Origin of the sequence: Pseudomonas sp. MAG002Y (assembly GCF_019400845.1) — a bacterium.
Taxonomy (GTDB): Bacteria; Pseudomonadota; Gammaproteobacteria; order Pseudomonadales; family Pseudomonadaceae; genus Chryseomonas; species Chryseomonas luteola.
Genome location: NZ_WOEJ01000024.1, coordinates 23,888 through 42,058, shown reverse-complemented (window position 1 = coordinate 42,058; position 18,171 = coordinate 23,888). Strand labels below are relative to the sequence as shown.

Below are 18,171 nucleotides of genomic sequence, written 5' to 3'. Positions count from 1 at the left end.
TTACATCAGGCTGCGCAATACATAGTGCAGAATGCCACCCGCCTTGAAGTATTCCACTTCGTTGAGGGTATCGATTCGGCAGAGAAGCTCTACCGTTTCCATGCTGCCATCTTCACGAGTGATTTCCATGGTCAGTGGCATACGTGGCCGTAGTTCGACGCCATCCAGTCCGAAAATGCTGATTTTCTCCTTACCGGTTAGACCTAGCGACTTGCGATCCACTCCGTTCTGGAACTGAAGCGGAAGGACGCCCATGCCTACCAAGTTGGAGCGGTGGATACGCTCGAAGCTTTCGGTAATCACTGCCTTGACACCGAGCAGGTTGGTTCCCTTGGCTGCCCAGTCACGGGATGAGCCTGTGCCATATTCCTTGCCTGCAATAATGACCAGTGGAGTGCTATCTATCTGATACCGCATGGCAGCGTCATAGATGGCCATTTTCTCACCGGTTGGAACATGCAGCGTATTGCCACCTTCCTCGCCACCCAGCATTTCGTTACGGATACGAATGTTGGCAAAAGTGCCGCGCATCATGACTTCATGGTTGCCACGGCGGGAGCCGTACGAGTTGAAGTCCTCATAGGCAACTCCATGTTCAGTAAGGTAGCGGCCCGCCGGGCTATCCTTTTTGATGTTACCAGCGGGGGAGATATGGTCTGTTGTGACTGAGTCGCCCAGTAAGGCGAGAATTCGCGCATCATGAATATCTGATACACGAGGTGGGTTGCCGCCAATGTTCTCGAAGAAGGGGGGATTCTGGATATAGGTCGAATCATTTCTCCAAGTATAAGTTTTGGAAGCTGGAACCTGAATAGCCTTCCAATTCTCATCGCCCTCGAAGACCGCTGCGTATTCCTTGCGGAACATCGCCGAGTTGACTTTCTCGATGGCGTCAGCCACTTCCTGTTGGGTGGGCCAGATATCCTTCAGATAGACCGGTTGGCCGTTCTTGTCTGTACCCAAAGGATCTTTAGACAGATCAACCTTGACGCTGCCTGCCAAGGCATAAGCGACTACCAGTGGTGGTGAAGCCAGCCAGTTCGTTTTGACAAAGGGATGTACGCGGCCTTCGAAGTTGCGGTTGCCCGAAAGCACTGATGCCACGGTCAGATCGCCTTCCTGAATCGCTTTTTCAATCGGTTCGAGCAGCGGCCCGGAATTGCCGATGCATGTGGTGCAACCGTATCCCACAAGGTTAAAGCCCAACTTGTCTAGCGAAGTCATAAGGCCAGCAGCCTTATAGTATTCGGTTACGACCTTGGAGCCAGGCGCCAATGAACTCTTGACCCAGGGTTTGCGCTCCAGCCCTTTTTCAACGGCTTTTTTCGCCAGTAGACCGGCAGCCATCATGACGCTGGGGTTGGAGGTGTTGGTACAGGAGGTAATGGCGGCAATTACAACTGCGCCGTTTTGTAAGCGGTATTTCTGGCCATCAAGCTCATACTCGATGCCGTCCGCCTTGGGTTCGCCTTTAACCGAGTCGTCCAGCCCACCGGGTGTAACGGGATGTCCATTACCCTTGGGCGCAGTAGGCTTGAGTTGCAGACTCATAAACTGATCAAATGCTTCGCTGACCTTGGATAGCGAAACACGATCCTGCGGACGCTTGGGGCCTGCCAGGCTGGATTCGACATCGCCCAAGTCCAGATGCAGGGTGTCGGTGAAGCTTGGTTCGTCACCGGCCTCACGCCACATACCCTGAGCTTTGGCGTAGGCCTCAACCAGCTTGACTGTTTCTTCGGGGCGGCCCGAGAAGCGCAGAAAGTCCACAGTGACCTGGTCAACTGGGAAGAAGCCGCAAGTGGCGCCGTATTCCGGAGCCATATTGCCGATGGTAGCGCGGTCCGCCAGTGGCAGATCAGCCAAGCCGTCTCCATAGAACTCAACGAACTTACCCACTACGCCTTTCTTGCGCAGCATCTGGGTTACGGTCAACACCAGGTCAGTAGCGGTAATGCCTTCGCGCAGCTTGCCTGTCAGCTTGAAGCCGATGACCTCAGGTATGAGCATGGATACCGGCTGGCCCAGCATGGCGGCCTCAGCTTCAATGCCGCCTACGCCCCAGCCTAGTACACCCAGGCCGTTGATCATTGTCGTATGCGAGTCGGTGCCTACCAGGGTATCCGGGAAAGCGTAAGTCTCGCCGTTTTCTTCGCGAGTCCAAACTGTACGGCCCAGGTATTCAAGGTTCACCTGGTGACAGATGCCGGTGCCCGGTGGCACTACGCTGAAGTTGTCGAAAGCTTGTTGACCCCAGCGCAAGAATTCGTAACGTTCGCCGTTGCGCTGCATTTCAATGGCTACGTTTTCCTCATAGGCATGTTCGGAGGCGTAACGGTCGACCATCACCGAGTGGTCAATCACCAGATCGACAGGGGAGAGGGGATTGATTTTTTCAGGATCGCCTCCTGCCTTGGCCATGGCATCACGCATGGCTGCCAAGTCCACGACTGCGGGTACCCCGGTAAAGTCCTGCATCAGAACGCGCGCCGGACGGTATTGAATCTCGCGGTCGGAGGTGCGTTCCTTGAGCCAGTCAACCAGTGCCTGCAGGTCTTCACGGTAAACGGTTTTATTGTCTTCCCAGCGCAGCAGATTTTCGAGCAGGACCTTTAGCGATACAGGCAAGCGCGAAATATCACCCAGGCTCTTGGCGGCTTCGGGAAGGCTATAGTAGTGATACGTACGGCCATCGACCTCTAGGGTACGACGACATTTCAGACTATCCAGTGCAGGCATGACGATGAATCTCCTCTCGGCTTGGGACGGCACGACGGTTCGGCCTTGTGCAAGACGACGTGACCTTCGCTAATCCCGGCTCAGGCCCACTCCGAGGAAATACCGAAAAGCCTGCCAACACTGCTTCTCGGCACGAAGATTCTGGGCCGAGCATCAATGGGGCCTGATCGGTATCAACAGCGGCGGACATCCGGCGCCAGCCTGTCGACCAAGCGTCGTCTTGCGCTTGTTCTCCAATACTGGACCGATTGACGGCTTTTACGTTCCCTGTTCCGCTCAATCCGGCTGGCTCGGGTATAGTGCGCGGCTTATTGCAAGGCCGCATCACAGGGCTGGAGTTTTGATGAATACGTTGTTGTTACATTGCCGACCTGGTTTTGAAGGCGAGGTGTGTGCCGAGCTTGGCGATCTGGCTGCACAGCTGGAAATTTCAGGCTACGCGCGGGGCAAGCCAGCCAGCGCCTTTGCCGAGTTCATTTGCAGTGAGGCAGAGGGTGCAGATCGCCTCATGAAGCGCCTGCGCTTTGCCGACCTGATCTTTCCGCGCCAATGGGCGCGAGGCACAGGTTTTGTCACGTTACCTGAGCAGGACCGTGTAGGAGCCATCCTGCAGGAGCTACAGAGCTATCCGGTCTGCGGGAGCCTGTGGTTCGAGGTATTGGATACCAATGACGGCAAAGCGCTGTCGACATTCTGCAAGAAATTCGAAAAGCCTCTGAGGGCTGCACTGACCAAGGCCGGCCGTCTGAACGAAGACCCTGCCTTGCCACGGCTGCAATTGACCTTTCGAACAGGAACGGATATGTTCATTGGCGTGGCCGAGCCGCGTAACGCTGCGTTCTGGCCGATGGGTATACCCCGACTCAAGTTTCCCCGTGAAGCGCCCAGCCGCTCTACGCTTAAACTGGAAGAGGCCTGGCATCAGTTTATTCCTCGTGCGCAGTGGGATGAGCGCCTTGCCTCGGGTATGCACGCCGTAGACCTAGGGGCAGCACCTGGAGGCTGGACATGGCAACTGGTCAACCGGGATATGCTCGTGACCGCCGTGGATAACGGGCCGATGGCAGAGTCCCTGATGGAGTCAGGCCTTATCGAGCATCTGCAAGTCGATGGCTATGCCTTTCGTCCACGTAAGGAAGTCGACTGGATGGTATGCGATATCGTCGAAAAACCAGCCCGCACAGCCGCGCTCATGGAAAACTGGATCGGCGAGCGCTGGTGCAGGGAGGCTGTCGTAAATCTGAAGCTGCCAATGAAGCAGCGCTATGCTGAAGTCAGGCGCATTCTGGATCGATTGAGAAGCTATTTCGATAGCAAAGGAATGTCGGTTGCGATCGCTTGCAAACAGCTCTACCACGATCGCGAAGAGGTCACCTGTCACCTCCGTCGCTTGAAATAACCAAAGCAGAACATTTACGGCTCGAAACGTACTGATGCAGCCAGTGCCTATGTCAAAGGCGCGGCTGCTACCGAATGGAGAAAAGCATGACTCTTACCGTTGACGCGACACTTGACGCCAGCGGGCTGAATTGCCCTGAACCTGTCATGATGCTGCACAACAAGGTGCGAGACCTGGCAGGTGGTAGCCTGCTCAAGGTCATTGCAACTGATCCCTCTACGCAGCGGGACATCCCCAAATTCTGCATGTTTCTAGGACATGAGCTGGTGCAGAAGGAGGAAGAGGGCGGCAAGTACCTTTATTGGATACGCAAGAAAGTCGAATAACCTAGTGGGCTGCATTTCTTATCCTGCGGCGTGCGCTACGTGCAAGGCGTATAGCAAGCAATACCGCTGCACAGGTAAGCCCCACCACCAGACCTTGCCAAAGGCCCGCTGGTCCGCGGGCCTGCCCAATCCAATCGGTCAGGCCTAGTACATAACCTACTGGCAGACCGATACCCCAATAAGCGAGCAGTGTGATCACCATTGTGGCCCGTGTATCCTGATACCCCCTGAGTCCCCCGGCCGCTGTCACCTGTACCGCATCTGAAAACTGGAAGAGAGCGGCAAATACAATCAGCGACGCCGCCAGGCTCACCACAGCCGGGTCCTGTGTATAAAGCGTTGCGATCGGTGCGCGGAAAAGCAGCATGATACTGGCAGAAATACAGGCCCAGGATAGGCCAACGGCCACTCCCGTGCCTGCCGAAAACCGCGCTTGCCGAGGCTCGCCGCGTCCCAGGGACTGTCCAACCCGTACAGTGATGGCCATGCCGATCGACAAGGGGATCATGAAGGTGAGTGAGGCAAAGTTGAGAGCAATCTGATGGCCTGCTACCACCGTTGCGCCTAGCTCACCGATCAACAGGGCAATGACTGAGAAGATGCTGGACTCCGCAAATACCGCGATTCCAATAGGCGCACCCACAGAGAGCAGGCGACGAATCACTGGCCATTGGGGAGCGTCGAAGCGGCTGAAGATACCGCATGCCTGGTAGATCTTGGCGCGTCGCACCCATGCGAACATGCCCAGGAACATCAACCACATCGCCACGCCACTGGCAAATCCGCAACCTGGACCGCCCATCGCTGGCAAGCCAAGGCGACCATGGATGAACAGATCATTTAGCGGAACGTTGAGTGTCAGACCAACCAGACCAATGATCATGCTGGGCCGGGTACGTCCAAGCCCGTCGCTGAAGCAGCGCAGCACGTAATACAGTGCAACCGCGGGGATACCCATGGCGATGCCATGCAGATAGGTCATGGTTGGCTGAATCAGCTCCGGACTGACATGCATGGCAATCAGTAAAGGCTTCGCTGAGCATAAAAGAGCGCTGGCTATCAAGCCGATGACCACGGCCAACCAGAGCGCCTGTCGAACAAGCGGACCAATCTTCTCCGGTTGCCTGGCGCCATGATGCTGCGCCACGTTTGGCGTAGTGGCCAGCAGCGTTCCGGTCATCAGAAGAAAGACCGGCACCCAGACGGAGTTGCCTAGCGCAACGGCTGCTAGGTCCAACGGACCGACACGCCCAGCCATGACGGCATCGACGAACCCCATGGCAGAGTGCGACAACTGCGCAATGATAATAGGCGCTGCCAGTGCGAGCAGGGCCGTTAGCTCATGACGGATCCGCTGCCGCCGGGTAGGTCTTGTGTCCACGAGATTATCAGGTGAGGGAAAGTTGGTCAGTGTACGACGCTTTTCGGATGCCGAGAAATCCATCACACGTCTTGGGCCTGATAAAATGTATGTCTCGCTGATTGGAGTTCAAGATGCGCATCCTCGCAGATGAAAATATCCCCCTTCTGGATGAATTCTTTGGTGCCTTTGGATCGATCAGGCGAATGCCGGGCCGCGCCATGGACAGGGCTGCCGTGGGCGAGGCTGATGTTCTCATCGTACGGTCCATAACACCTGTAACTCGGGCATTGCTGGAAGGCTCACCGGTCCGTTTCGTGGGGACGTGCACCATCGGTACGGACCATCTGGACATTGATTATCTGGAATCGGCTGGCATTGCCTGGAGCAGTGCGCCGGGGTGCAATGCACGCGGCGTTGTCGATTACGTTCTGGGTGCGCTTCTTGCCTTGAGCGACGCCCGCGGAGTCTCGCTGAGTGAGCGCACCTATGGGGTTGTAGGCGCCGGACAGGTTGGTGGCCGTCTGGTGGAGGTGCTGAAAGGGTTGAGCCTGAATGTGCTGGTGTGTGATCCACCACGTGCGCTCTCCGCGCCAGATGATTTTGTCTCGCTTGAAACCGTGATGGAGAAATGTGATGTCATTTCTCTGCACGCACCGCTGGTACGTTCCGGGCCTGATGCGACGTATCACCTTTTTGATGCTGAGCGCCTGGCTGAATTGGAGGCTGGAACATGGCTCATCAATGCGTGCCGTGGGGAAGTTATCGACAATCAGGCGCTTCGTAAATGTCTGGTTGAAGGTGCCGATCTGGAGGTTGTTCTGGATGTTTGGGAGAGTGAGCCTGAGGTCGATGTAGAGCTGGCCAAGCGATGCCGCCTGGCGACACCTCATATTGCTGGCCATAGCCTTGAAGGCAAGTGGCGCGGTACTGCAATGATTTACGCTGCCTTTTGCGCCTGGCAGGAACAGAGGCCAGAAAAAGCCTTGGAGGACTTTCTACCTGAACAGTGGCTATCGAAGATCGAGCTTTCGGCCAGCGCTACGCCTGAACAGGCACTGAGACTTTTGTGTCGGGCCGTTTATGATCCGCGCAATGATGACGCCGCTTTTCGATTATCACTCAAAGGTGATACTCAAACGCGGCGTAACGGGTTTGATCTACTTAGAAAGCATTATCCCCAGCGTCGGGAAATTACCGGACTTCGCGTTTATACAGATGCAAGCCCGGCAACTTCCCGAATCGTAGAGGCATTAGGCGCTACACGTCTGTGATTACTCAGGGCATGTAGGCGTCTTGAGAGAGTCGTCTGGCTCACGACATGCCTTTTGAATCATGGCCTCGGTAATCGGGATCTCGCGACCCTTTTCATCGATGAGGGCGCCACCCAGGCGTTGAGCATGATCGGAGGTTGTGTGCTGAGAAGTGTTCTGAACGGTCATTTCAGTCTCCTTTGCCATATGAGTCCAACCTAGCCAAGGCAGGTTAAGAAGATATGACAACCTAGAGCGTCCAAAAGTGCCACAAGGGTGCATAGCGAACGCTATGCACCTGGCCTGTCAGTGATATTCGCAGAGATAAGCCGTTTCCACGCTGACTTTGAGCTGGAATTTGCTGTTGGCCGGAACGGTGAATTTCTGGCCTGCCTCAAAAGTTTCCCAAGCATCACTGCCAGGTAATTTGACCGTCAGGGCACCTGCTACCACGCTCATGATTTCCAATTGGCTTGTTCCGAATTCGTATTCCCCTGGCGCCATGACGCCAATGGTGGCTGGCTTACTGCTCAGATTGAAGGCGATGGATTTAACGGTGCCGTCAAAATATTCGTTAACCTTGAACATGGCTTTCCTTAGGATTGTTTTAAACGTCAAGCCAGTATGCCGAAACCTTTACGCTGCCGCCACTAAGCCATTAGTGCACGGTTATGGGCAGTAGCCTTGCCGTGTTACGCGCGTCCTCCAAGGCCCTGTGCGGCTGACCATGAAAGCAGTATCCGGCAAGGCTCAGGGCCGAGCCCAGGCTGACAGGGCGGGGCAGCTGCCTAGACTTCGCAAAGCGCTGCTTGAGATTCATGTGGGGAGTGCGTGCCAGGAGTGTGCTGATTCTGTGCTCACGCCAATCACGCTGTAGCTGACGGCGATCATAGTCACCCCAACTGCACCAGCCCGCCAAATGCGCTTCATGGCTACTCAGCCATTGCTCAAAGTGTTGCCAGACCGTATATAAAGGCGCTGCGCTGTCTACATCGTCTTGGGTGATGTGCGTAAGCGATTTGCAGAACGCGGTCAGCAGAGGTCGATGCAGGGGCCTTACATAGCTCTGGAAGTGATCAAGCTCTTGTCCGGTGCTATCGATCAACACGGCGCCGATCTCGATGATCTCCATCTCCTCGACAGGCCATCCGCCTTCATCAGTGGTCGCTTCCAGATCGATGACCAGCCAACGCTTCATCGTGCCTCCAAAGAGCTTCTTGTAAGTAAGAGGACAAGGCATCCTGGTAACGGACCGGCGCCCACAGGCAGAGACCTGTATCAAGATAGGCAAGTTTCAGGCTTAAACACAGAGCTACGCACATTTTGAGGCTCTTCTGACGAAGGGTGTGACTGAATCCATGCCGGTGCCGACTATTAAGTTGGACGCCAGGTATCAGCTGCTTGGACAAACGTTTGAGTGGCGCTTGGCGTTGGACCTAATCCCCCTTATGCTTTTTGTATCTACTACTCAGGTCTATACGTTATGGAATGCCGTGCCGGCTGTGGTGCATGTTGCATTGCGCCTTCTATTTCCACGCCATTGCCTGCGATGCCACAGGGCAAGCCTGCAGGTGTGCGATGTGCACATCTAAGCGAAACCGATTTATGTGAGTTGTTTGGAAAGCCGGAACGACCGCCGGTGTGCAGCGCATTTTCGGCAGAGCCTTTTGTCTGTGGTGACAGCCGTGACGAGGCACTTATGCTGATAGCGTATCTGGAAGATGTGACTGCCGCCTGATTCAACCCCACCATACACGCTTTATGCTCATAACAAGAAAAGGAAGGTTCAATGCGTACTTTTTTTAAAACAACTGTTTTAACGGCTCTGTTCGCGACGTTGTGTTCTGGCGCCTACGCCGAGGAATGGAAACTTGCAAAGGATGAAGATGGGGTAAAGGTCTACACCCGTAGCGTGGAGGGGTCTAAATACAAGGCCTACCGTGGTGTTGTTACGATTAAGGCTACTCCTGAGCGTATCGAGCAACTTCAGGAGGATACCGCCAGCTCCTGCAAGTGGCTCTATCGTTGCCAGCAGCTCAAGGTGCTCAAGCAGCAGGGGCAGGACACCTGGACCTATATGCGCATTGAAATGCCCTGGCCGGTCACGGCGCGTGATGTGGTGCTACATATCACAACGGAGCAAGCCGGCAATGGAGGTTTCGTTCGTCATTTAAAAGGGGAGCCCACTTACACACCTCCTGCAGACGGCTACGTGCGAGTCAGCAGTTTCGACGGTAAATGGCAGGTGCTGCCAAAGGCGACAGGATCTGTGGAGGTGACGTACGAAGCCCAAAGCGAACCGGGCGGAAGCATACCGTCTTGGTTGGCTAATAGCTTTGTCGTTGATGCGCCGTTCAACACCTTGCAAGGTCTTCGTAAGGCGGCGGAGAGCCGTTAACCCAAATAAAAACGCCCCGGGTTAGCCGGGGCGCTTTTTATCTACCAATCAGATCAAGCGATCTCAACCGCATCGATCTTAGCCTTGGCTGCGCTTTCGCGGAACTCGGCAATCTGATCGAAGCTCAGGTAGCGGTAGACATCCGACGCCATGCTGTCGATGTCCTTGGCGTACTGCATGTACTCTTCTGTCGACGGGAGCTTGCCCAGGATGGAGGCAACGGCCGCCAGCTCCGCAGAGGCCAGGTACACATTGGCACCATCGCCCAGACGGTTCGGGAAGTTACGAGTCGACGTCGAGACTACAGTCGAGTTGGAGGCCACACGTGCCTGGTTACCCATGCACAGTGAGCAGCCTGGCATCTCCATGCGAGCGCCAGCCTTGCCATAGATGCCGTAATAGCCTTCCTCGGTCAGCTGATGCTGGTCCATCTTGGTTGGCGGGGACAGCCACAGGCGGGTCGGAATGGCGCCCTTGACCTTGTCGAGCAGCTTGCCAGCCGCGCGGAAGTGGCCGATGTTGGTCATGCAGGAGCCGATGAAGACTTCATCGATCTTGTCGCCAGCCACTTGAGACAACAGGCGAGCATCGTCCGGGTCGTTTGGCGCGCACAGGATCGGCTCGGTCACTTCAGCCAGATCGATTTCGATGACTTCGGTGTACTCGGCATCGGCATCAGCTTCCATCAGCTCTGGATTGGCCAGCCAGGCTTCCATCGCCTGAGCACGGCGCTCCAGCGTACGGGCATCACCGTAGCCTTCGCTGATCATCCAGCGCAGCAGCGTGATGTTGGACTGCAGATACTCAGCAATGGATTCCTTCGACAGCTTGATGGTGCAGCCAGCAGCGGAGCGCTCGGCCGAGGCATCGGACAGCTCGAAGGCTTGCTCGACGGTCAGATCCGGCAGGCCTTCGATCTCGAGGATGCGGCCAGAGAAGATGTTCTTCTTGCCTTTCTTCTCGACGGTCAGCAGACCTTTCTGGATCGCATAGTAAGGGATGGCATGCACGAGATCACGTAGCGTGATTCCCGGCTGCATCTTGCCTTTGAAGCGAACCAGTACCGACTCGGGCATATCCAGCGGCATAACGCCTGTTGCAGCGGCGAACGCTACCAGGCCGGAACCTGCTGGGAAGGAGATGCCAATCGGGAAGCGGGTGTGGGAGTCGCCGCCAGTGCCAACGGTATCCGGCAGCAGCATGCGGTTCAGCCAGCTGTGGATGATGCCATCGCCCGGACGTAGAGAAACACCGCCACGGGTACGGATGAAATCCGGCAGGGTATGGTGAGTCTTGACATCGATTGGCTTGGGATAGGCGGCTGTGTGGCAGAAGGACTGCATCACGAGGTCAGCGGAAAAGCCCAGGCATGCCAAGTCTTTCAGCTCGTCGCGAGTCATCGGTCCGGTCGTGTCCTGGGAGCCGACAGTAGTCATCTTCGGCTCGCAGTAGGTGCCCGGACGAACGCCGGCCACGCCACAGGCCTTGCCAACCATCTTCTGAGCCAGGGTATAACCCTTACCGGTATCAACAGGCTGCTCGGGCTTCTTGAACAGGTCGGAGTGTTCCAGGCCGAGTTCGGCGCGAGCTTTTTCAGTCAAGCCACGGCCCACGATCAGCGGAATACGGCCACCCGCACGAACTTCGTCCAGCAGAACCGGGGTTTTCAGCTCAAACGTCGCAACCACATCTTCGCTACCGTGACGGGTCACTTTGCCTGCATAGGGATAAACATCGATCACGTCGCCCATTTCCAGCGCGGAAACGTCGAACTCGATTGGCAGAGCGCCCGCATCTTCCATGGTGTTATAGAAGATCGGAGCAATCTTGCTACCAAAGCAGAAGCCGCCAGCGCGCTTGTTTGGAACGTAGGGGATGTCGTCACCGAAGAACCACAGTACCGAGTTGGTAGCGGATTTGCGGGAAGAACCCGTGCCTACCACGTCACCCACATAGGCAACCGGAAAGCCTTTGGCGCGAACTTCTTCGATCTGCTTCAGCGGGCCGATGCTGCCTTGCTGCTCCGGTACTATACCGTCACGGGCCATCTTCAGCATGGCCAGGGCGTGCAGCGGGATGTCAGGACGCGACCAGGCGTCAGGCGCAGGGGAGAGATCGTCGGTGTTGGTTTCACCGGGTACCTTGAAAACGGTCAGGGTGACCTTTTCCGGAACAGCCGGGCGAGCCTTGAACCATTCACCGTCTGCCCAGGATTGCAGAACGGACTGAGCGTTGGCATTGCCTGCCTTGGCTTTTTCGGCGACATCATGGAAGGCATCGAACATCAGAAGCGTATGCTTGAGTTGTCCGGCGGCTATGGTGCCAAGCTCGGCGTCATCCAGCAGTTCGACCAGCGTGGCGATGTTATAGCCACCCTGCATGGTTCCCAGAAGCTCGACCGCGCGCTGCTTGGAGATCAGCGGGGAGCTGGTTTCGCCTTTGGCGACAGCAGAAAGGAAGCCAGCCTTGACATAGGCGGCTTCGTCAACGCCCGGCGGTACACGATTGGTGATCAGGTCAACGAGAAATTCTTCTTCGCCGGCCGGCGGGTTTTTTAGAAGTTCGACCAAACCTGCAGTCTGTTCGGCGTTAAGCGGCTGGGCAACGATACCCTGCGCGGCACGCTCTTCTACGTGTTTACGATAGGCTTCAAGCACAATATGACCCTCATCAGTGGTCCAGTAATGACGTCCGGGATCTGGCGACCCCATGAGCCCGAATGACGAAATAGCAATCGCTAGCAAGAGGCAGGAGCCAATGTGACGTCATTAAGGCTCCGGTGCGAAGCTGTTTTCAAAGTTTTACGCCAGCGGTATTACACGTGGGCCAGAATGCAGACGTGTGATGAGTACGCTGCACCCTGACCGGGAACCTGCCGGATAATTGTGTTCGTGACGCTTTGAAAACAGCTTCGTATCGGACATGGCGCCCCTTAGGGCGTACGGATTCTACTCCAAGGTTTCGCTAAAGTTAAGCTGAACATGCGACTAAACGACGCTGACCTTGGTTAGACGAAAGGCTAAAATAGGCTTTTGCTTGATCGGAACGACTATGTCCAACCAGCGCATAAAGACGCCCTGCGTCGGACTTTGCTCAACGGTATTCGGTGACCAGGTTTGCCGGGGCTGCAAGCGATTTCATCACGAGATCGTGAACTGGAATGCGTATAACGATGAGGAAAAGCGAGCTGTCTGGGCCCGTCTCGAAGTGCTTCTGACCCAGGTGGTTTCTGCAAAGCTCGAAGTGTTTGATCCGCTACGCCTGAAGGAACAGCTACAGCAACGGAAGATTCGCTTCATTCCTGAGCAGTCCGAATATTGCTGGGCCTATCAGCTGATTTCACGCGGCGCGCGCCATATTCAACAGGTCGATGCTTATGGCATACATGTTTTTCCTGAATTCAGGGAGCGCCCGCTGATGGATCTGCGTGATGCCATCGACCAGGAGTTTTTCATCCTCTCCGAAGCTCACTATGAACGTTACATTGCGCCACGTTTCCTGCTTGAAGGAATGGACGTTCGAGTCTGACACCGCGCACCGTATAATCACCTCATATTCCAGTGCAATCGCTTCAGGCGGATGTGCTTCCCTTGATTCTGGAACAGATGGTTAGCCGCCTGTTGATTAAAGGATTTGCGTTATGTTGTTGCCCGAAATGGACGAATTCCTGGCCTGTAAAACGCCGGAAGCTTGGGTGGAAGCTGCTTTGCAGGATCTTCCTACCCTTTTAATCGATCATGCCAATAATGAAAAGAAAGCAGCGGGCGCTGCGTTTCATTACCTGTTTACTTACAGCAATAAGCTGGATCTGGTAAACAAGATGTCACGGATCGCTCGTGAGGAGCTACGGCACTTCGAGCAGGTGCTCCAAATCATGAAGAAGCGTGGCATTGCGCATGAAAACGTAACGTCGGCCCGCTATGCCGGTGCCATGCGTAAGCTGTGCCGTAATCATGAGCCGTACCGACTAACGGACTCGCTTGTCGTAGGAGCCTTTATCGAGTGCCGTTCATGCGAGCGCTTCTCTGCAGTTGCTCCGCATCTGGATGAAGAATTGAGCAAGTTTTACAGCGGACTGCTCAAGTCGGAAGCGCGTCATTATCAGGATTACCTGAAGCTGGCCTATCTATATGGTGACGAGCAGGATGTGGCCGCCAAGATTCAGGAGATCAGAGCGCTAGAAGCCGAGCTTATTGCCTCGGCGGATACGGAGATGCGCTTTCATAGCGGTGTGCCGCGCGCAGCATAATAGCCATTACGCTTCGAGCCGTATCACGCCAGCTCGAAGCGTTCCTGCTCTAGCTGGTCACGGGAAATCTTCAGGACCCAGCCGTAACGGTCCCAGTCACCCAACACAATTCGCGTTGCAGCGCTGCCATCAAGCATGAATTCATGTGTGGCAGGACGATGTGTGTGCCCGTGAATCAGGGTCTGAGTGCGGGTGCGCCGCATGACGCCCTCAACCTCTTCAGGTGTGACGTCTACAATATCCATGGCTTTTTGCCGGGTCTGCATCTTGCTCTCGTTGCGTAATTTCCTGGCCAGCTCGCGACGCTTCTTTAAAGGAAGATGGCGCAGGATCCACAATGAAACCGGATTGCGAAGCCAGCGGCGTAATCGCATGTAGGCTTCGTCCCGTGTGCACAGACTGTCGCCATGCATCAGCAGAAGGCGCTTGCCTTCGGCTTCGATAACGGTCGGGTCGGCCAGTAGGGTACATCCTGCCAGTCGGCAAAAATCCTTTCCGATCAAGAAATCGCGATTGCCATGCATCAGAAAAATACGTGTGCCGCCTTGAGATAAGGTCTTTAGGGCTCGTGCGATGCCTTTTTGAAACTCATCCATGGCGTCATCGCCGATCCATACCTCAAAAAAGTCGCCTAGAATATACAAGGCATCGGCGTGAACAGCTTCTGTCTCAAGAAAACGCAAAAACGCCCGGGAAATATCCGGGCGTTCAGGTTCAAGATGCAGATCAGAGATCAGCAGTATCACTCAACGATCTCGGCACGCTCGATAATGACATCCTCAGCCGGTACATCCTGATGGCCGGCGCGAGATGTAGTAGCAACACCCTTGATGGCATTGACGACATCCATGCCTTCAACAACCTGGCCGAATACAGCATAACCCCAGCCTTGTGTAGTCGGGGCGGTGTGGTCCAGGAAGGTATTATCCGACACGTTGATGAAGAACTGTGCGGACGCTGAGTGCGGGTCCATGGTACGTGCCATGGCGACCGTGCCATTGCGGTTGGAGACACCGTTGTTCGCTTCGTTCTTGATCGGTGCACGGGTGGACTTTTGCTTCATGCCAGGCTCAAAACCGCCGCCCTGGACCATGAAGCCATTGATCACGCGATGAAAGATAGTGCCGTCATAGTGACCGCTCTTTACATACTCTTTGAAGTTGGCTGCTGTTTCAGGAGCCTTATCTTCAAACAGTTCAAGAGTGATGACGCCGTGGTTTGTATGCAATTTGATCATGGAATTTATGTCCGTGGTCAGATAGGAAGTTTGTCAGGGTCTTGACGGGTTCGGCTATGATACGGACTTTGATTTAGTCGGCCTACCCTTAAGCCGAACAACACAGTATTAAGGACCCCATGAGCAAGCCAGAAACTCCCGCTACTCCAGCGAATTTTCTTCGTCAGATCGTCCAGGCTGATCTGGATGCCGGCAAGCACACAAAGATTGTGACACGCTTTCCGCCAGAGCCTAACGGTTATCTCCACATTGGCCACGCCAAGTCGATTTGCCTGAACTTCGGGCTGGCTCAAGAGTTTGGCGGCGAGTGCAATCTGCGCTTTGACGATACGAACCCAGCCAAGGAAGATCAGGAGTACATCGATGCCATCAAAAGTGATGTCGAGTGGCTGGGCTTCAAATGGGCAGGTGAGGAGCGCTATGCCTCCAATTATTTCGATCAGCTCTATGACTGGGCGATACACCTGATCAAGACGGGTAAAGCCTATGTTGATGATCTCACGCCCGAGCAGGCGCGTGAGTATCGTGGCACATTGACCGAGCCGGGCAAGAACAGTCCTTTCCGTGACCGCTCCGTTGAAGAAAACCTGGATCTCTTTGCACGCATGAAGGCGGGCGAGTTCAGGGATGGTGAAAAGGCGCTACGTGCCAAAATCGACATGGCCTCGCCAAACATGAATTTGCGCGATCCGATTTTGTATCGTATCCGCCACGCCCATCATCACCAGACGGGTGACAAGTGGTGCATCTACCCGAGCTATGACTTCACACATGGCCAGTCGGATGCAATCGAGGGAATCACTCACTCTATTTGCACACTCGAATTCGAGGATCATCGCCCGCTGTACGAGTGGTTCCTGGCAAATCTGCCTGTGCCGGCGCAACCGCGTCAGTACGAGTTCGCCCGCCTGAATTTGAACTACACCGTAACCAGTAAGCGTAAGCTGAAGCAGCTGGTTGATGAGCGGCATGTAAACGGCTGGGATGATCCGCGCATGTCTACGCTGTCTGGCTATCGCCGTCGCGGTTATACACCGGCCTCCATTCGTAATTTCTGCGAGATGGTAGGCGTTGCTCGCTCCAATGGTGTAGTCGATATCGCCATGCTTGAGTTCAGCATCCGGGAAGATCTGGACCGAAATGCGCCTCGGGCCATGTGTGTACTGCGGCCGCTCAAGGTTGTCATTACCAATTATCCTGAGGGCAAAGTGGAGCAGTTGGAGCTGCCACGTCATCCGAAGGAAGACATGGGGATGCGTACGCTACCGTTTACACGTGAGCTCTACATCGACCGCGATGACTTCATGATCGATCCGCCCAAGGGGTACAAGCGCCTTGAGCCAAATGGCGAAGTTCGTCTACGGGGAAGTTATGTTGTTCGCGCCGATGAGGTTATCAAGGATGAGGCGGGCAATATCGTCGAACTGCGTTGCTCGTATGATCCTGAAACCCTCGGGAAGAACCCTGAAGGCCGCAAGGTAAAGGGTGTCATTCACTGGGTGCCTGTCGAAGGCAGTGTTGAGTGTGAGGTTCGCCTGTACGATCGTCTGTTCCGTTCGCCGCAACCTGAGAAAGCGGAAGAGGGGCAGACCTTCCTGGATAATATCAATCCGGAATCGCTGCAGGTGCTGACTGGGTGCCGTGCTGAGCCATCGCTTGCGCAGGCCCAGCCAGAGGACCGTTTTCAGTTCGAGCGTGAAGGTTACTTCTGTGTCGATCTGAAAGACTCAAAGCCGGGTGCTCCGGTCTTCAATCGTACCGTCACCTTACGCGACTCCTGGGGGCAATAATGCCACTTGCGATCTACAACACGCTCACCAAGACCAAGGAAACGTTCAAGCCGCTCGAGGGCAATAATGTCCGTATGTACGTGTGCGGTATGACAGTCTATGACTTCTGTCATATTGGTCATGCACGTGTGATGGTGGCATTTGACGTCGTGGCTCGATGGCTGCGCAAGTCAGGTTACAACCTGACCTACGTACGCAACATTACAGACATTGACGACAAGATCATTCGCCGTGCGCAGGAAAATGGCGAAACGTTCAAAGACCTGACTGGACGTATGATCGAAGCGATGCATCAGGATGAAACCCGGCTGGGTGTTCAGCGTCCAGACGTTGAGCCCTGTGCGACTGATCATATTCCTGGCATGTTCACTATGATCCAGACCTTGATAGACAAAGGTTATGCCTATGCGCCTGGAAACGGAGATGTATATTACCGTGTAGGGCGTTTTGCGGGATACGGCAAACTGTCACGCAAAAAGATTGAAGATCTCCGGATTGGGGCCCGTATTGAGGTAGATGAGTCCAAGGAAGATCCTCTGGACTTTGTCTTGTGGAAGGCTGCCAAGCCGGGTGAGCCCAGCTGGGAGTCACCATGGGGGGCGGGTCGTCCCGGTTGGCATATTGAATGCTCGGTCATGTCTACATGCTGCCTGGGTGATACGTTTGATATTCACGGCGGAGGCCCTGACCTCGTTTTCCCCCATCATGAAAACGAAATCGCTCAGAGTGAGGCCGCTACGGGAAAAACATATGCGGCATCCTGGATGCATGCTGGGGCTGTACGGGTGGATGGCGAAAAGATGTCCAAGTCCCTGGGCAACTTCTTCACCATCCGCGAGGTGCTGGAGAAATACCACCCGGAAGTCGTTCGTTATTTGCTGGTTTCCAGTCATTACCGCAGCCCGATCAATTATTCTGAAGAAAGCCTCCGTGAAGCACGCGGCGCGTTGGATCGCTTCTATCACGCCTTGAAAGGTCTACCGCAGGCATCGCCTGCTGGCGGTGAGCCCTATGTGGAGCGTTTCGCGGCCGCAATGGATGACGACTTCAACACGCCAGAGGCCTGTGCGGTCCTGTTTGAAATGGTCCGTGAGGTCAATCGTCTGCGAGACCAGGATATTCAAGCTGCCGCTGGCCTTGCCTCTCGACTCAAGCAGATGGCTGAAGTGCTGGGTGTTCTACAGCTGGAGCCGGATGAGTATCTACGCGCAGGTGCGGAGGGCAAGGTTGACGAAGCGGCCGTAGATCGCCTGATTCAGGCGCGTCTGGATGCGCGAGCAGCAAAGAACTGGGCGGAGTCGGATCGTATTCGCGATGAGCTGACAGCCATGGGTGTCGTGCTTGAGGATGGTAAAGGTGGAACGACGTGGCGTTTGGCCAACTGAGTTCACCTGATATAAAAAAGGCCGCATTAGCGGCC

The 18,171-nt window shown here is 55.2% G+C and carries 17 protein-coding genes; 9 read left to right on the top strand and 8 right to left on the bottom strand.

The window, feature by feature from the left end; translation table 11 throughout:
- Positions 1 to 2,739, bottom strand: coding sequence for an aconitate hydratase AcnA (acnA, locus tag GM154_RS23635; protein WP_219653569.1), 2,739 nt, complete (start codon positions 2,737 to 2,739; stop codon positions 1 to 3).
- A 343-nt stretch (positions 2,740 to 3,082) separates the two neighbouring features.
- Between acnA and rlmM the strand changes: the two genes are divergently transcribed.
- Positions 3,083 to 4,138 carry a 23S rRNA (cytidine(2498)-2'-O)-methyltransferase RlmM gene (gene rlmM, locus GM154_RS23630; RefSeq protein ID WP_219653568.1) on the top strand — a complete coding sequence of 352 codons (1,056 nt, stop codon included), beginning with the start codon at positions 3,083 to 3,085 and terminating at the stop codon, positions 4,136 to 4,138.
- Positions 4,139 to 4,224: 86 nt separating this feature from the next.
- Entirely contained in the window at positions 4,225 to 4,464 is a 240-nt protein-coding gene (tusA, locus tag GM154_RS23625) for a sulfurtransferase TusA (protein WP_019365227.1), read from the top strand.
- A gap of 1 nt (position 4,465) precedes the next feature.
- Here the strand turns inward: tusA and GM154_RS23620 are convergent, their stop codons facing one another.
- On the bottom strand, positions 4,466 to 5,908 hold the full coding sequence (locus tag GM154_RS23620; RefSeq protein ID WP_019365226.1) for an MATE family efflux transporter: 1,443 nt from the start codon (positions 5,906 to 5,908) through the stop codon (positions 4,466 to 4,468).
- A 50-nt stretch (positions 5,909 to 5,958) separates the two neighbouring features.
- Here GM154_RS23620 and pdxB point away from each other — a divergent pair, with 50 nt between their 5' ends.
- Positions 5,959 to 7,098, top strand: coding sequence for a 4-phosphoerythronate dehydrogenase PdxB (gene pdxB, locus GM154_RS23615; RefSeq protein WP_219653567.1), 1,140 nt, complete (start codon positions 5,959 to 5,961; stop codon positions 7,096 to 7,098).
- On the opposite strand, the gene GM154_RS23610 is transcribed toward pdxB, so the two are convergent.
- From GM154_RS23610 to GM154_RS23600, 3 genes are all read right to left on the bottom strand, one after another.
- Positions 7,099 to 7,266: a PA1571 family protein gene (locus tag GM154_RS23610; RefSeq protein WP_162842011.1), complete on the bottom strand. Its 168-nt coding sequence runs from the start codon at positions 7,264 to 7,266 to the stop codon at positions 7,099 to 7,101.
- Positions 7,267 to 7,383: 117 nt separating this feature from the next.
- Positions 7,384 to 7,665: a pyrimidine/purine nucleoside phosphorylase gene (locus GM154_RS23605; protein ID WP_150347121.1), complete on the bottom strand. Its 282-nt coding sequence runs from the start codon at positions 7,663 to 7,665 to the stop codon at positions 7,384 to 7,386.
- A gap of 70 nt (positions 7,666 to 7,735) precedes the next feature.
- The gene (locus GM154_RS23600; protein ID WP_010794787.1) at positions 7,736 to 8,275 is read right to left on the bottom strand and encodes an exonuclease domain-containing protein; all 540 of its coding nucleotides are present in this window, start codon (positions 8,273 to 8,275) and stop codon (positions 7,736 to 7,738) included.
- Between the two features lie 285 nt (positions 8,276 to 8,560).
- Here GM154_RS23600 and GM154_RS23595 point away from each other — a divergent pair, with 285 nt between their 5' ends.
- Positions 8,561 to 8,815: a YkgJ family cysteine cluster protein gene (locus GM154_RS23595; protein WP_010794786.1), complete on the top strand. Its 255-nt coding sequence runs from the start codon at positions 8,561 to 8,563 to the stop codon at positions 8,813 to 8,815.
- A gap of 51 nt (positions 8,816 to 8,866) precedes the next feature.
- Positions 8,867 to 9,475 carry an START domain-containing protein gene (locus GM154_RS23590; protein ID WP_010794785.1) on the top strand — a complete coding sequence of 203 codons (609 nt, stop codon included), beginning with the start codon at positions 8,867 to 8,869 and terminating at the stop codon, positions 9,473 to 9,475.
- 53 nt (positions 9,476 to 9,528) lie between these two features.
- On the opposite strand, the gene acnB is transcribed toward GM154_RS23590, so the two are convergent.
- Positions 9,529 to 12,132 (bottom strand): bifunctional aconitate hydratase 2/2-methylisocitrate dehydratase, encoded by a 2,604-nt coding sequence (gene acnB / locus GM154_RS23585; protein ID WP_219653578.1) that lies wholly within the window; start codon positions 12,130 to 12,132, stop codon positions 9,529 to 9,531.
- A 394-nt stretch (positions 12,133 to 12,526) separates the two neighbouring features.
- On the opposite strand from acnB, the gene GM154_RS23580 reads away from it, so the two are divergent.
- Both GM154_RS23580 and GM154_RS23575 read left to right on the top strand, forming a co-directional pair.
- Positions 12,527 to 13,003, top strand: coding sequence for a DUF1289 domain-containing protein (locus GM154_RS23580; protein ID WP_219653566.1), 477 nt, complete (start codon positions 12,527 to 12,529; stop codon positions 13,001 to 13,003).
- A 112-nt stretch (positions 13,004 to 13,115) separates the two neighbouring features.
- Complete coding sequence (locus GM154_RS23575; protein ID WP_219653565.1) at positions 13,116 to 13,724, top strand: tRNA-(ms[2]io[6]A)-hydroxylase; 609 nt, start codon at positions 13,116 to 13,118, stop codon at positions 13,722 to 13,724.
- Between the two features lie 23 nt (positions 13,725 to 13,747).
- On the opposite strand, the gene lpxH is transcribed toward GM154_RS23575, so the two are convergent.
- Both lpxH and GM154_RS23565 read right to left on the bottom strand, forming a co-directional pair.
- Positions 13,748 to 14,470, bottom strand: coding sequence for a UDP-2,3-diacylglucosamine diphosphatase (gene lpxH, locus GM154_RS23570; protein WP_219653564.1), 723 nt, complete (start codon positions 14,468 to 14,470; stop codon positions 13,748 to 13,750).
- The gene (locus tag GM154_RS23565; RefSeq protein WP_010794780.1) at positions 14,467 to 14,961 is read right to left on the bottom strand and encodes a peptidylprolyl isomerase; all 495 of its coding nucleotides are present in this window, start codon (positions 14,959 to 14,961) and stop codon (positions 14,467 to 14,469) included. Before GM154_RS23565 ends, lpxH begins: the two co-directional genes overlap by 4 nt.
- A gap of 119 nt (positions 14,962 to 15,080) precedes the next feature.
- Between GM154_RS23565 and GM154_RS23560 the strand changes: the two genes are divergently transcribed.
- On the top strand, positions 15,081 to 16,751 hold the full coding sequence (locus GM154_RS23560) for a glutamine--tRNA ligase/YqeY domain fusion protein (protein WP_219653562.1): 1,671 nt from the start codon (positions 15,081 to 15,083) through the stop codon (positions 16,749 to 16,751).
- Positions 16,751 to 18,136, top strand: coding sequence for a cysteine--tRNA ligase (gene cysS, locus GM154_RS23555; protein WP_074824074.1), 1,386 nt, complete (start codon positions 16,751 to 16,753; stop codon positions 18,134 to 18,136). Before GM154_RS23560 ends, cysS begins: the two co-directional genes overlap by 1 nt.
- Positions 18,137 to 18,171: the final 35 nt, after the last annotated feature.